At 45.0% G+C, this 13367-nt stretch carries 16 protein-coding genes; 5 read left to right on the forward strand and 11 right to left on the reverse strand.

What is annotated here, in order from left to right; translation table 11 throughout:
• Window positions 1-57 precede the first annotated feature (57 nt).
• The 7 genes from hpf to H7708_RS05230 form a co-directional block, all read right to left on the reverse strand.
• Complete coding sequence (gene hpf / locus H7708_RS05200) at window positions 58-345, reverse strand: ribosome hibernation promoting factor (protein WP_223669418.1); 288 nt, start codon at window positions 343-345, stop codon at window positions 58-60.
• 562 nt (window positions 346-907) lie between these two features.
• Window positions 908-1633, reverse strand: coding sequence for an LPS export ABC transporter ATP-binding protein (lptB, locus tag H7708_RS05205; protein WP_223669419.1), 726 nt, complete (start codon window positions 1631-1633; stop codon window positions 908-910).
• A gap of 1 nt (window position 1634) precedes the next feature.
• The gene (locus tag H7708_RS05210) at window positions 1635-2456 is read right to left on the reverse strand and encodes an LptA/OstA family protein (protein ID WP_223669420.1); all 822 of its coding nucleotides are present in this window, start codon (window positions 2454-2456) and stop codon (window positions 1635-1637) included.
• Entirely contained in the window at window positions 2453-3007 is a 555-nt protein-coding gene (gene lptC, locus H7708_RS05215; RefSeq protein ID WP_223669421.1) for an LPS export ABC transporter periplasmic protein LptC, read from the reverse strand. The genes H7708_RS05210 and lptC overlap by 4 nt, the downstream gene beginning before the upstream one ends.
• On the reverse strand, window positions 3007-3546 hold the full coding sequence (gene kdsC / locus H7708_RS05220) for a 3-deoxy-manno-octulosonate-8-phosphatase KdsC (protein WP_223669422.1): 540 nt from the start codon (window positions 3544-3546) through the stop codon (window positions 3007-3009). The genes lptC and kdsC overlap by 1 nt, the downstream gene beginning before the upstream one ends.
• Complete coding sequence (locus H7708_RS05225; RefSeq protein WP_223669423.1) at window positions 3546-4526, reverse strand: KpsF/GutQ family sugar-phosphate isomerase; 981 nt, start codon at window positions 4524-4526, stop codon at window positions 3546-3548. Before H7708_RS05225 ends, kdsC begins: the two co-directional genes overlap by 1 nt.
• Before the next feature lie 57 nt (window positions 4527-4583).
• Window positions 4584-5573, reverse strand: coding sequence for a calcium/sodium antiporter (locus H7708_RS05230; RefSeq protein WP_223669424.1), 990 nt, complete (start codon window positions 5571-5573; stop codon window positions 4584-4586).
• A gap of 425 nt (window positions 5574-5998) precedes the next feature.
• Here H7708_RS05230 and H7708_RS05235 point away from each other — a divergent pair, with 425 nt between their 5' ends.
• A complete protein-coding gene (locus tag H7708_RS05235) occupies window positions 5999-6244 on the forward strand; it encodes a BolA family protein (RefSeq protein ID WP_223669425.1) in 246 nt (81 codons plus the stop codon).
• A 64-nt stretch (window positions 6245-6308) separates the two neighbouring features.
• Window positions 6309-7568 carry a UDP-N-acetylglucosamine 1-carboxyvinyltransferase gene (murA, locus tag H7708_RS05240; RefSeq protein ID WP_223669426.1) on the forward strand — a complete coding sequence of 420 codons (1260 nt, stop codon included), beginning with the start codon at window positions 6309-6311 and terminating at the stop codon, window positions 7566-7568.
• A 58-nt stretch (window positions 7569-7626) separates the two neighbouring features.
• Here the strand turns inward: murA and H7708_RS05245 are convergent, their stop codons facing one another.
• The 4 genes from H7708_RS05245 to H7708_RS05260 all read right to left on the reverse strand — a co-directional run bounded on the left by H7708_RS05245 (window position 7627) and on the right by H7708_RS05260 (window position 11178).
• Window positions 7627-8217, reverse strand: a complete 591-nt coding sequence (locus tag H7708_RS05245) for a hypothetical protein (protein ID WP_223669427.1) — start codon at window positions 8215-8217, stop codon at window positions 7627-7629.
• A 16-nt stretch (window positions 8218-8233) separates the two neighbouring features.
• Window positions 8234-9157 carry a hypothetical protein gene (locus tag H7708_RS05250; RefSeq protein WP_223669428.1) on the reverse strand — a complete coding sequence of 308 codons (924 nt, stop codon included), beginning with the start codon at window positions 9155-9157 and terminating at the stop codon, window positions 8234-8236.
• A 127-nt stretch (window positions 9158-9284) separates the two neighbouring features.
• Window positions 9285-10451: a S1C family serine protease gene (locus H7708_RS05255; protein ID WP_223669429.1), complete on the reverse strand. Its 1167-nt coding sequence runs from the start codon at window positions 10449-10451 to the stop codon at window positions 9285-9287.
• A gap of 25 nt (window positions 10452-10476) precedes the next feature.
• On the reverse strand, window positions 10477-11178 hold the full coding sequence (locus H7708_RS05260; RefSeq protein ID WP_223669430.1) for a ZapG family protein: 702 nt from the start codon (window positions 11176-11178) through the stop codon (window positions 10477-10479).
• A 122-nt stretch (window positions 11179-11300) separates the two neighbouring features.
• Here H7708_RS05260 and H7708_RS05265 point away from each other — a divergent pair, with 122 nt between their 5' ends.
• The 3 genes from H7708_RS05265 to H7708_RS05275 all read left to right on the forward strand — a co-directional run bounded on the left by H7708_RS05265 (window position 11301) and on the right by H7708_RS05275 (window position 13367).
• On the forward strand, window positions 11301-11999 hold the full coding sequence (locus H7708_RS05265) for a DUF2238 domain-containing protein (RefSeq protein WP_223669431.1): 699 nt from the start codon (window positions 11301-11303) through the stop codon (window positions 11997-11999).
• A gap of 94 nt (window positions 12000-12093) precedes the next feature.
• Entirely contained in the window at window positions 12094-12591 is a 498-nt protein-coding gene (locus H7708_RS05270) for a hypothetical protein (RefSeq protein ID WP_223669432.1), read from the forward strand.
• A 137-nt stretch (window positions 12592-12728) separates the two neighbouring features.
• Window positions 12729-13367, forward strand: a complete 639-nt coding sequence (locus H7708_RS05275; protein WP_223669433.1) for an alpha/beta hydrolase — start codon at window positions 12729-12731, stop codon at window positions 13365-13367.

Consider the following 13367-nt stretch of genomic DNA (forward strand, 5'->3'; position numbering starts at 1 on the left):
TCTCGGTTGACGAGATTTTAGACACAACTGAGGTGTTCTCAGAGTGACCCACAGACCCTAGTGACGTTTCATCTTTTCTTTGTGTTTGATCACTTGTCTGTCTAATTTATCAATCAATAAATCAATCGCAGCATACATATCTTCAGATTCACTGTTAGCAAAAATCTCAGCACCATTGACATGGACGGTTGCTTCAGCAATCTGGCGAATCTTTTCTACGCTTAAGATCACATAAACGTTATTGATATGGTCGAAATGTCGTTCTAATTTTGAGAATTTTTCATCGACGAATTGTTTTAGAGGTTCTGTAATTTCTAAATGACGACCTGTTAGATTGATTTGCATAATAAATAATCCTTCTATAATAAATTTAATGTATAGATCGGTAACTCTTTTTTCGTTGGGGGGAGTTACCTTGGATCACGTGCGAAGGGGCCACGCGTAATAATTGAGTTGTGTAACCGAAATGGTTGAGTTGATAGTATAAATGGGAATATCTTGATGCTTCACCTCCTTTAAACGGTTGGAGATTACTGAGTAAGAAAAAGGGTGTTATGAATTGATGTAATTGAGTATAAGCAAAATGCTTTATCAGGCTCTTAGGCTTAGAATCGAACCAAGAGAGGAGGGCTTTAGATGTCAGGCGTTTTGTCTTTACCACTAAGCTAATCGATTCCTTTTATGACCCTTTAATTACAAGTTACCTTGAGATTGAGAATCTTGCAAGGCTTATTATTGATTTTGGGATTAGCATTCGGTTTTCAATGGGAGCGAGGTAATTTTTTATGAAATATCTCTGTTTTGTCTTAGTTATCACTATCCGCTGAAAGTCATGGCGTTTCATATTCTAAATCAGCAGCTTATAACAGAGTCCAGGCCATTGAACGCTCCATCAGAAGAACGAGGATTACATTTTAAAGTGTTCTCCCAAGTAGCGCTGTCTTACGATCGGATTTTCAAGAATTGTGTCGGTGTCTCCATCAGCAATGATGTTGCCGCTGTCGACGATGTAGGCTCGCTCACAAACGTCTAAGGTTTCGCGGACATTATGATCTGTGATCAAAACGCCAAGGCCGCGTTCTTTCAGTTGCATGATGATACTTTTAATTTCAATGACCGAAATGGGATCGACACCGGCGAAAGGTTCATCCAGCAGAATGAATTTGGGGTCGTTTGCCAGAGCACGCGCAATTTCCACACGACGACGCTCACCGCCTGATAAGCTCATGCCCAGACTTAAGCGAATATGCTCAATATGGAATTCTGCCAACAGATCATCCAGCTTTTCTTCACGCTCCTGATCCGTTAAATCTTTGCGTAACTGCAGGATGGACATAATATTGTCCTGTACCGAAAGCTTGCGAAAGATTGATGCTTCCTGCGGCAGGTAACCAATTCCTTTCTGGGCACGGGTATGCATGGCGTTACCAGTGATATCTTCATCTGCCAGAAGAATCTTTCCGGCATCAGAGGGGACTAAACCAACGATCATGTAAAACGAGGTGGTCTTACCCGCACCATTCGGGCCTAGCAGGCCAACAATGGAGCCTTGTTCAACCTCCAGCGAAACACTTTCGACAACTTTTCGAGTTTTATAGCTTTTGGCTAAGTTTAAGGCCTTTAGTGAGCTCATGTTACTGTCTGTCCTCATCCTGTTTTGGTGCTTCTGAGGAAGTATTATTGTCTGACGTCTCTGTTTCGTTTTTCTGCTCTGACTCTTCAAGAGCCTTTTCAGTTTCTGTTTTGTCCGTTGTTGGCTCTTCCTGCCAATAAAACTCGGTGACCACTTGTTGTGAGCCATCTTCACTTTGATTGGCAGAAATGCGTTTGGTCGCTCCATCGTATGTGAGCATGGCGGCAGAGGTATTGGATGAGCCCTGACTGAGTTGTACTGAACCAACGAGTTGAGTCTTGCGATCTTTACCGTTAGAGCGGAGGGTATCGGCGACAGCTTTAATTGCCGTTTGGTTCGGTTGTTGCAGAGTAAACTGAGTCGGGTTGCCAGTCAGTACAAAACTAAAACCTTTGCTGATACGTTGATTAGCGCGTAATTTATTACCGATCAGAGTGAGCTCGTCACCTTTTGACTTTTGTATGATTTGGATCGTGCCATCGGCTGCGAGCTCGCCCGTCTGTTGTTGGTAACTGATGCTTGGCGCTTCAATATCGGTGGTTTCACCCAGCTCGTTAACATGATGAATCTTGACCGGGCTGCCTTCGGCAGTAATGGTTCCCGCATCCTCACCTTGCTTGATTAATTTATCGGCGTGGATGGTTAGCTGGCCATGCTCATAAATCACATTATTTTCATGAACAATAATTGGAGGTTCTTGTGAAGCATCAATATAAGAATTTCCCGAACGAAGTTTGGATTTTTCGAACTCGTCTGCCTGGATTGAAGTTAAAGGACTGTACAAAACCAGGAATCCAATAAGTGAGGTTATAAATGTTTTCATAATTCTTCAGAGACAACCTGAGATTTAAATTTAATGATATTTTCTTTCAAGTCGGCTGTCATGCCTTTGGCCGTTTGCCGAAAGATCGTGTTGTTTAACTCAACCTCAGACTCAGTAAAAGCGGTCTGGGTTGTAAAATCAATTTTCAGTTGTGGCATGGAGAGAGTAATTGGAGGTCGTGAACTCTTGGATTCCAGTTCAATCACTACCGCACCGTCTAGTGCCAATTGCTCACTGAGTTCATTATTAATGGCTTTATTTGCAGTTACCTGCCATCGTTGCTCAGGAGAGAGCATTTCAAAGTGAGGCTGCTCCATACGGGTTTGCATGATGTCTTTGAAATGAGATGTTTTGCTACTGGTAAACTTTCTTGTGGGTATACCGTTTTCATCGAATTCAAGGGTCGAGGTGTTAACCAGATAATAATCCGGGTTATTGCTGGTGGTAACAAAATCAGGTTTTTGTTCGACCGATTTATCCCAGAGAAAAGCCACCACGAAAGTACCGGGCACTAACAACCATAAAATTTGGCGGCCTTTCAAAAAGGTCATTAATAATACTCCCGATGAAGTTGTTTCAGAGCTGACTGACTCTCCAGAATCATGTCCGTAATTTCTCGCACGGCACCAAAACCACCATGGCTTGGGGTGACCCAGTCGGCATGCTCACGAACAAACCAATGCCCATCTGCTACTGTAACACCAAGGCCTGAACGACGCATTAATGGTAAGTCGGGCAGATCGTCGCCAACATGGCACACTTGGGATGGCTGAATGGAAAGTTTTTCACAGAGCTCGTCATAAGCAGCAATCTTATCTTGCTGGCCCTGGTAATAATGTTTAATGGATAATTCCTGACAACGCTTTGCGACAATCTCAGAGTTACGGCCAGTGATAATAGCTACTTCGATGCCATGTTTCATGAGGCTCTTCAGGCCGAAGCCATCCTTAATATTGAAGGTTTTCAGTTCTTCGCCATGGTTGCCGATAATAACCTGCCCATTGCTGAGTACGCCATCAACATCGCAAATGAGTAACTTGATGCGACGTGCTTTGCTCAGAAGTTCTTCCGAATAGTGTGGCGTGATCATTACACGACCCCCGCTTTTAATAAGTCATGCATATGGACGGCGCCGAGAGGCTTGTTGTCATCACCGACCACGATAAGACAGGTGATACTGTTTTGCTCCATCAGTCCAAAGGCATCGACGGCGAGGGCATCGGCAGTAATGGTTTTGCCGCCCCTGGTCATGACCTGCTCGATAATTGCGTTAACATCAACACCTTTTTCGAACGCACGGCGTAAATCACCATCAGTGAAAATGCCGAGTAAGTTTTGATTGGCATCCAGTACTGCTGTCATACCCAGACGCTTGTCTGTCATTTCGAGTAAGGCATCTTTTATCGGAGTACCTGGCGTCACCGTTGGAAAGTTTTCCGCAGTATGCATTAAATCTTCGACCTGCAATAAGAGGCGCTTACCCAGGCTACCGCCGGGGTGCGATAAGGCAAAGTCGTCTGGCGTAAACCCTTTCGCTTCAAGCAGGGTGACCGCAATGGCATCGCCCAGCGCCAGAACCGCAGTGGTGGATGCTGTTGGTGCCAGGTTGTGAGGGCATGCCTCCTGAGAGACTTTAACCGTTAAGTGGACCATACTCGCTTTTGCTAAACTGGAGCTCGGGTTGCTGGTAATGCTGATTAAAGGGATGTTGCGCCGCTTAATGACCGGAATTAAGGAAGTGACTTCGTGAGTTTCCCCTGAGTTGGAGAGTGCTATCACCACGTCCCGCTCTTCGATCATGCCCAGATCACCGTGACTGGCTTCAGCCGGGTGTACGAAAAAAGCAGGTGTTCCTGTGCTGGCAAGAGTAGCGGCCATCTTACCGCCAATATGCCCGGACTTACCCATACCGATAACAACCACTTTCCCCTGACAATCCAGCAACCGCTGGCAGGCGGTGACGAAATCATCATTAAGCTGTGATTTTAATTGCTTAACAGCATCACTTTCGATGGTTATGACACGCTCAGCGCTGGCTAAAAATTGCTGCTTGTCTGGCTGTTGACTCAAAGTATGCTCCCTAACTGCCTGCTTTGTATCTGATTTTTTGAGAGTTCTTGCTCGTCATTAGAGTACGAAGAACCGAACTATATAATACCCCAGGAAGACAGCAACTAAAATAGCGCCTTCAATGCGGTTGATTTTACCTGCGCCGCGGAAGCCATAGGACATGACTGCCATCGCTATAATCAAGCCCAGCATGAGCGGATAGTCGATATACAGGATCTTGCTTTCTATTGCTGGCGCTGCAATTGCTGCTGGAATACCTAATACGCCGAGCAGATTGAAAATGTTTGAGCCAATGACATTACCAATGGCTATTTCATGTTCATTTTTAAGCACACTGGCAACCGAGGCTCCAAGCTCTGGTAAGCTGGTACCGAGGGCTACGATAGTTAAGCCAATGACGGTTTCTGACACGCCGAAGGTCAGTGCAATACCGCTGGCTCCTACAATGAGAAGTTTTGAACTTCCAACCAGTAACACTAATCCTAAAAGAACCCAGAAGACAGCTTTGCCTGTTGGCATCCCTTCCGGCAATTCCTCAATCAGCTCATCAACCATGGGATCATGGTCTTTACGTGACTGTATACCCATTCGGACAAGCCAGAAAAAATAAAGCACCAACCCCGTTAACAGTATGAACCCTTCCCAGTGACTCAGGCGTAAATCGAGGAAAAACAGAAATGCGGCGATTGCGGATAAGAATAGAATAGGAATTTCACGTCTGAGTAGTCCCGAGTGAATCATTAGAGGGCGCACCAGTGCGGTAATACCCAGAACCAATGCAATATTGGTGATGTTCGAGCCAAGCGCATTACCGATGGCGACCTCGGGGCCACAGTCCGGGTTCTCTGGAGTACAGGTTTTAAAGGAGTCGAGAATTGAAACGAAGATTTCTGGTGCTGATGAACCGATAGCGACGATGGTTAAACCAACGATCAGGCGAGAAACTCCTAAGTTGCGGGCTATTGCTGCTGCGCCATCCGTAAAACGATCTGCGCTCCACATTAAAAGAGTAATACCGATAACGATATACGCAATATTTTCTATCATGAGAACCTTAGTGGATTGTTCTTAGTACTATTATAGGGCCTGTAAGATATTAGTTTATAGCGACAAACTGTAACGAAGCTTTGCTAAAACAACGGCCCGGAATCCGTAAAATCGAGCGCGCTATTGTACTAGGTTGGTACCAGGTTGTCATCAAGAGTCGCTGCTATAGGCCCCGCTAACTGGTTGATTAGTAGTTATTTTAGAGCAAAAGATGCACTATAAATCCGAATTTTGCGACAGATGGTATTGGGTCTTGAAGGAAAATAGCGATTGAAAGGTGTTTATTCGAGCTATTTACGGTAAAATCCTGCCACTTTACAGTCATATTTGATAACTCGCTGCCTTGATTCTGGCTTTAATTAGCCAAAGTTTGACATCATACTGTGAGTTAATCAGTCATTTATCAGCAAACGAAGATTTTCCTAATGATAGAAGAGATCAAAAACCTTATTGAGCAAGAGATAGAGACCACCGAATTACGCGTTGATGGTGACGGTAGCCATTATCAGGTTATTGTTGTCAGTGAACAGTTTGAAGGACTGCGCCCAGTGAAAAAGCAGCAGATGGTTTACGCCGCGGTGAACGAGCACATCGCCAGCGGTGAGATTCATGCTTTGAGTATCAAAGCATACACTCCTGCTGAGTGGGAAAAGGCAAAGTTATTTGTGTAAGCGAGTCTGAGGCTGAAGAGTTGCTCTTAGCTAAAGCATCAATTTAAGAACGTAAGGCGTATTGATGGATAAACTATTGATCAAAGATGCTGGTCCACTCGATGGTTCAGTGAAAATTTCCGGCGCAAAAAATGCGGCGCTCCCAATTTTAATGGCCAGCTTATTGGTTGATGGCGTGACCTCTATCGGTAACCTGCCGCACCTTAATGACGTAACAACCACGTTAGAGCTGTTGGGGCGTTTGGGTGCTCAACTGACCATTGACGACAAATTCAATGTTGAAATTGATGCCTCTAATATCCACAGTCACGAAGCGCCTTATGACTTGGTTAAAACCATGCGTGCTTCCATTCTGGTGCTCGGGCCTCTGGTCTCTCGCTATGGTCAGGCTGAGGTGTCGCTACCTGGGGGCTGTGCTATTGGTGCGCGTCCAGTCAATCTGCACATCGACGGTATGCGCGAAATGGGTGCCGATATCGAAGTGGAAGGCGGCTATGTGAAAGCGAAAGTCGATGGTCGTTTGAAGGGCGCTAAGATCGTCATGGATACGGTCAGTGTCGGTGCCACGGAAAACCTGATGATGGCAGCTGCTTTAGCCGATGGAACCTCGGTAATTGAAAATGCTGCGCGCGAACCGGAAGTGGTCGATTTGGCCAACTTCCTGAATAACATGGGCGCTAAAGTATCGGGTGCCGGCACCTCGGAGATCACTATTGAGGGTGTCGAGCGTTTGCACGGTGGTCAACATAATGTTCAGCCGGACCGCATTGAAACGGGAACCTATTTGGTGGCTGCAGCACTGACCCGGGGACGTATTCTGTGTAAAAACACGGATCCTTTATTATTGGATGCCGTTCTGAAAAAGCTGGAAGAGGCGGGAGCTGAAATCGAGTGTGGCGACGACTGGATTGAACTGGACATGAAAGGTCAGCGACCTAAAGCGGTGAATATCAAGACTGCACCTTATCCAGCTTTCCCAACGGATATGCAGGCTCAGTTTTGTGCACTAAACGCAGTAGCAGAAGGGACTGGAACCATTACCGAGACGATTTTTGAAAATCGTTTTATGCATGTCCTGGAAATGCAGCGTATGGGTGCGGATATCGCCATTGAAGGTAATACGGCAATTTGTCGAGGCGTGGAAAAGCTTTCCGGTGCTCAGGTGATGGCGACTGATCTTCGCGCATCTGCCAGTCTGGTGTTGTCTGGTCTGGTCGCTGGTGGTGAAACATTGGTTGATCGTATTTACCACATTGATCGTGGTTACGAAACCATCGAAGAAAAACTGCAAAGCCTTGGTGCCTCGATTAAACGCGTTGGTTAAACGGTTTTAGCGGAAAAAGAAAAGGCGTTAACTGTTGTGGTTAACGCCTTTTTTTGTATCACAGCTTTGGTGGTGCTTTGGGGTGAGGGCAGTTTTTTATTGCTTTTTTTATATCTGAGTAAAGATCAACAACGGGATGATCTTCAAGCATTACTCTTAGCTGTCTTTGCTCTATGCCTTCTAGGCCTGTTTTATATTGATAAATATAAGTGGGGGTATCTAATTTCATAGAAAAATACTTTTTATTGTAAGAAGGTAGCTCGGTATCTTTAATTTGCTTTAGCAGGTTTGCTATTGAGGTACAGTCTTCAGCAAAATAGACTTTGTTATCTACTTTCAACTTCTTTTTTGCATCAGCGTAGAGTAAAGCGTCATTGTGGCTCAATAGATTTACAAATTGCTGGTATGGCGAGCTATTAAACTGAAGGTATGAAATCCATTTAGTATTCGGACTTAGAATAAAAGCCTCACTGACTTGACTATTATGTTTTACCATTAAGGTACTCGATTTGAGCAAGTCCACCTCATAGCTATCGGCATAAGTATCGGCTTGCTGTAGAATCGACCTTTTTTTAGATTTTTGCTCTAAAGAGGTTGAATTACACCCAAACACCAGTAGCAACAATAAACTCGCAATTATATTTCTCATATTTTTAATCTGCCTTTTATATAGAGTTCGAACAATCAACAAAAGCATATTCTCCATTTCGATAAAACTTATGAATATTCAACTCATTATCTATTTTTATAACGACGTCTGAATTAAATCTTATGTTGCTGATCGAGTACTCTTTTATATTATCCTTTTTGTATGGGTTAGTATTACTGAGGGATTTCTGTAGCTTTTTATCATTTGTGTCAGGATACCCAAAAATCACAGCATATCTATGGAGTATCTTTTTGATGCTGGTCTGCCTCATGGCGCTAAAATAGCTCTTGTGCATAATTTTTGTTCGTTCGGAGATCGGGAATATTGCAGACAAAGCAATAATTTCATCACCAGTACCAATATTTAGAAAGCCTGGCTTTGCACCAAAGCATACATCGGCCCACTGTGTACTTGTTTGCCCAGCTATTTGCCAACTTTTCACATGTTCCCGCATTCGCCTGACCTGCATATCGACCAGTTCTTCGGCGGTGTAGATATTGGGTTTGATAATTTTTTCAAATTCGTAGTGGGTGTTGACGATTTCTTTGGCAAGTCCTCTGGCGGTACGAATGCCACAGTTTAGAGGGTGACTTTTTTTAGCCGCCTTTGGTTTTAGGGGCCTGAGTTTCTTGATAACTTTTGCATGGGTGATAGTACCAATATAAGGAGCGCTTGCTTGACCCACTGAAAACTTCAAAAAGGAGTGTGGTAGCTCGAAGTAGATATGTTTGTTGCTGTGTAGTTTGTGGTTAACGATATCTGTTACCAGCGTGTTGAGCTTATTATGCAGTTTAAGCTGCTCATGATGTGGTAACTGCTTAATCGTTTGCTCAGCCTTGTGCGAAATTTTGAGCTCTTTACCCAGAAATGCTTTCTGATTGGAGTTTATGGGGCTTCTGAAGTCGGTTAAATCTGTTTGCTTCGCTAATGGGTTATCCATGTCGAATCATTCCTTGATGGCTGGTCACTCTGTTTTACGAAATCATAGATAAACTCAAGGTAAATATCAACAAGAGAGTGGTGAGGGTAAGCACACTTTCGGCAACATTACCGAAAGTGTGAAGAAATTAACTCCGTTGCCCTAGAACGACCTGTTGGCTATGTTGTTCGCCGTTGCGCATAAATTCAACGGTGATTTTGCTTTGGGGTGGTAAGTTCCAGATGGCGGAGATCAGATCGGCAGAGTTATAAATTGGTTTATCGTTGACCGTGGTAATAATATCAAGCGGTTGTAACCCGGCTTTCTCTGCCGGACCTTGAGGGTTAATGCCAGTCACCACAATCCCTTTGCCGTAAGGGAGCTGATTAATACGCTGCTGAAGCTGTTGCTTTTGTAGTGGTGTTAGCGTTAACTCTGCGGCAATTGAGTCAACGTTTATAGTCATGTCACCGTCTAAGCCAAGCCAGCCTCGGCGTACCTCGCCATGTTGCTTTATTTGCTTTACAACATGAGCCACGTTATTGGCTACGATGGCGTAGCTTTGGTATAGCTTGTCGCCTTGCTCAGTTTGTGTGCTGAGTGACGTGATACCAATCAGCTCACCCTTTGCGTTGACTAAGGCGCCGCCAGAATTACCTGGTCTAAGCGCAGCATCGGTTTGAATATAGTGTGACACGCGGGAAAAGAATTTGGCGCTGATGATACCCTGCGTAACGGTCTGGTTGAACGCCATATTGGGAGTGCCAATGGCAAAAACCCAGTCGCCGACGCGGCTGTTATCGCTTTTTGGCAGTTCGAGATAATGGGGGGATTCGATATCGACCTTTAAAAGAGCGATATCGGACTCAACATCCACACCTATGGTCGTTGCCTGTAGCTGTTGTCCCTGGTTTAACTCGACGATGATGGTTGCCGCCTTATCCAGCACATGCGCATTGGTAACAATATGCCCCTGGTCATCGATAAAAACGCCCGAACCATTATTCAGGAAGGCGCAGGCGTTGGTATCGGGGGGTAGAGCTTGCAAACTGGAGCCACAGATTTCACTGTTCAACGGAAAAGCCTGGGAACGAGCTTTTATGCTGACCACGGCAGGTCGCACCGACTCCAGCATATCGGCAAAACCGCTGCCACGTACTTGGTGAGTCAGGCTTTCAATATTTGTGTTGACTGATTGAGTCGGCTGAGTTCGCTGCGAGAATTTTTCCGGCATAAATACAATAAATAATGCAGCAATACCCAGTCCAATCAGCAGGTATTTAATAATAAAACCAAGGAATTCCAGTACTTTCATTCTTGTCTCAACTATATAGGTTCCGCTAGCTGGTGCTAGCTTTGGTGTTTTTTTCAGAGCTTTCTTCTTCTTTTTCCTCTGGCTCATAACTGGAAGTTTTCGGTTTCTCAGTATCTTCGCTTGCCAGATCCGTAAACTGTGACTCTTTTGAGGGCGATTCGTTCGGATGATAGTCATCGTCCATGTCATCATCGGCCCAGTCTTTCGGGGGAGTGACTTCGATATCAATGTCGGGTTTGTCACTCTCAGCTACGTCTTGCGGCTTTACCTGCTCTGTCTCCATGTCAGGCTCAGTTGAATTGTCGATAAATACTTCTTCTTGATAGTTTTCTTGTGCCGTCGTTGTTTTGGTAGTGCTCGGTATTTCCTGCCTGGCCAGTTCTTCTTCGGCATCAACTACCTCGGCCGCACTGGCTTCAGAAGGCAGGGACTCTGAGCCTACGGGTGCAGATAGTTTTAATTTAAAATCGTTCCCGGAAAGTTTATTGGCACCAGTCGCCAGATGTTGATACAGCGTCTTGTATTCCTCGGTCAGGTTCGAGAACAAACGGGCCGTTTCATTGAAGTGCTCATCGACACCACTTTTGAGCTGGCTCAGCTCTTCGTCTTTTGACTCGAGCTCCTGGGTTAATTCTTTGGTGCCTGTTTTAAGTCCGTGCCAACGACCAATAAAGAAAGCAGCGACGGCGGCAATGATGATGAGAAGAATGATAAGAACTGGTGACATTCAATATTTCCTTTTGCTACTGAGTATGACCCTCCATCAGGCGCTAAAGCACCGACGGATTGCAGACTTTCTTACTTTACGCTTATGATACACAAAAGGTAAGGTAAAATTCGAGTAGAATAATGACTCATAATACGCGTTTTTTAATTGTGCTAGGCGTACTGTTTAGCATTGTGTTTATTCTTTGTGCGATTAATCCGTATGATCGCGCAGACTGGGCGTTAGAAAATGTATTAACGGTGGTGTTTGTTATTGGGTTAGCGGTGACTCATAAGTTTTTTCCCTTATCGAAAACTTCGTATGGCTGCATCTTTATCTTTTTATGTCTGCACGAGATTGGTTCACACTATACCTACGCAGAGGTGCCTTATAACCTGTGGACCAAAACACTGTTTGGGAGTGAGCTGAATAGCTGGTTTGGCTGGGAGCGTAATCACTTCGACCGACTGGTCCATTTTCTGTATGGTTTATTATTAGCCTATCCAATTCGGGAAGTCTTCATCCGAGTCGGTAACGTTCAGGGCTTTTGGGGGTATTTCCTGCCCCTCGATCTCACCATGTCGACCTCAATGATATTCGAGTTAATCGAATGGGGGGCGGCAGAATATTTCGGTGGTGACTTAGGCATTGCATACCTTGGGACGCAGGGGGATATTTGGGACGCACACAAGGATATGGCATTAGCCAGTCTAGGCGCTTTGATAACCATGTTGATCGTTGCCACGATTAATTTTAAATGGCAAAGAGACTTCGCTCAGGAATGGAGCTACTCATTGAAAGTTAAAGATTACAAACCTTTGGGAGAGCAGTCAAAACTGTAAAATATGGCTGTTCCTTGCTGTATTCGGTGGTTACCTGCAAAGTTGTTATTTATTCTGGATAGCCTGGTAACCCCAAATAACAAGGAGTTTTGCGATGAGAGTTCAGTTACTTCTAGTGCTATGTTTTGGGCTGGTATATTCAATCTCTGTCTCAGCCGCTGAGGGCAAAGGCCAGCTTGAAGTTGAGAAGAAGATAGAGCAGCATGAAAATAGAAAAGCTATGCAGCAGGCAAGGGAACGAGCCGAAAAATCTCGTGAGCGTGCCAAAGCCGCTAAAGAAGAAGCCAGGCAGGTACAACAAGTGCAGCAGGGAGAAGAGTGGCACCAAAAACAGATGGATGAGCGTAAAGCTGCTGCCGAGGCTCGAAAGGAGGTTGCTGAAGAACGGTCCGACATGATGAAAGAGCGCATGGAAGAAGAACGTGAATACCACCAACAGCGGGATGAAGTGAAGCGTGAGCGTATGCAGAAAGCTCGGGAGCAAGAGCGTGAAGCACGTAACGCTGCTGCCAAAGCTCGACGAGAAGCTGCCAGGGAACGTACAAAATTATTGAATGAAAGGGATAAGCCACTTAAAGAGAAAGACAAGTAGCGCTTACATGCTCAATGTCTAAACCCATGGTGCTGCTACAGTATCATGGGTTTTTATGGTCAAGCCTGCTTGATGTTCCATGACCGTTAAAAACATGAGAAAATATCTGCCACCAGTCTTTTGTTGTGTAGATAGTTTTGAGTAACGATAAGTTTTTAATTTCAGGTGCTGTGGGCTCAATTGAAGCCTCGCTTGATCAGCCCGAAGGTGATGAGCGTAATGCTGTTGCGGTATGTTGCCACCCGCATCCGGTTCATGGCGGGGCTATGACCAATAAAGTGATTTATACCGTATCTCGAACCATTGCCAGTCTTGGCATTCCTTCCGTTCGCTTTAATTTTCGTGGTGTTGGACGCTCGGAAGGTGAGTATGACGAGGGGCGTGGCGAACAGCAGGATTTGATCAAAGTTATCGAGTGGGCTCGTCAGGAATATCCAGATCGACCTTTGTGGTTGGCTGGTTTCAGTTTCGGCTCCTGGATTGCAGCTTTACAGGCAAAAGAACAGGATGCGAGTCAATTGATTTCTATTGCACCGCCAGTAAACCGTTTTAGTTTTAATGACTTTGTTATTCCTGATTGTCCTTGGTTGGTGGTAATGGGAGACGCTGATGAGGTCGTTGATCCTGATGCCGTATTTGGCTGGATAGAGCAACTGGAGCCGCAGCCGGAGTTAATTAAAATGTCCGAAGCAGGTCACTTCTTCCATGGCCGTTTGGTTGAGTTGCGAGAAAATCTGATCGAGTCGTTAACGCCTAACTTACCTGAAGCACTGTAA

This window comes from Kangiella shandongensis, from assembly GCF_020005365.1.
In the GTDB taxonomy this organism is placed as follows: Bacteria; Pseudomonadota; Gammaproteobacteria; order Enterobacterales; family Kangiellaceae; genus Kangiella; species Kangiella shandongensis.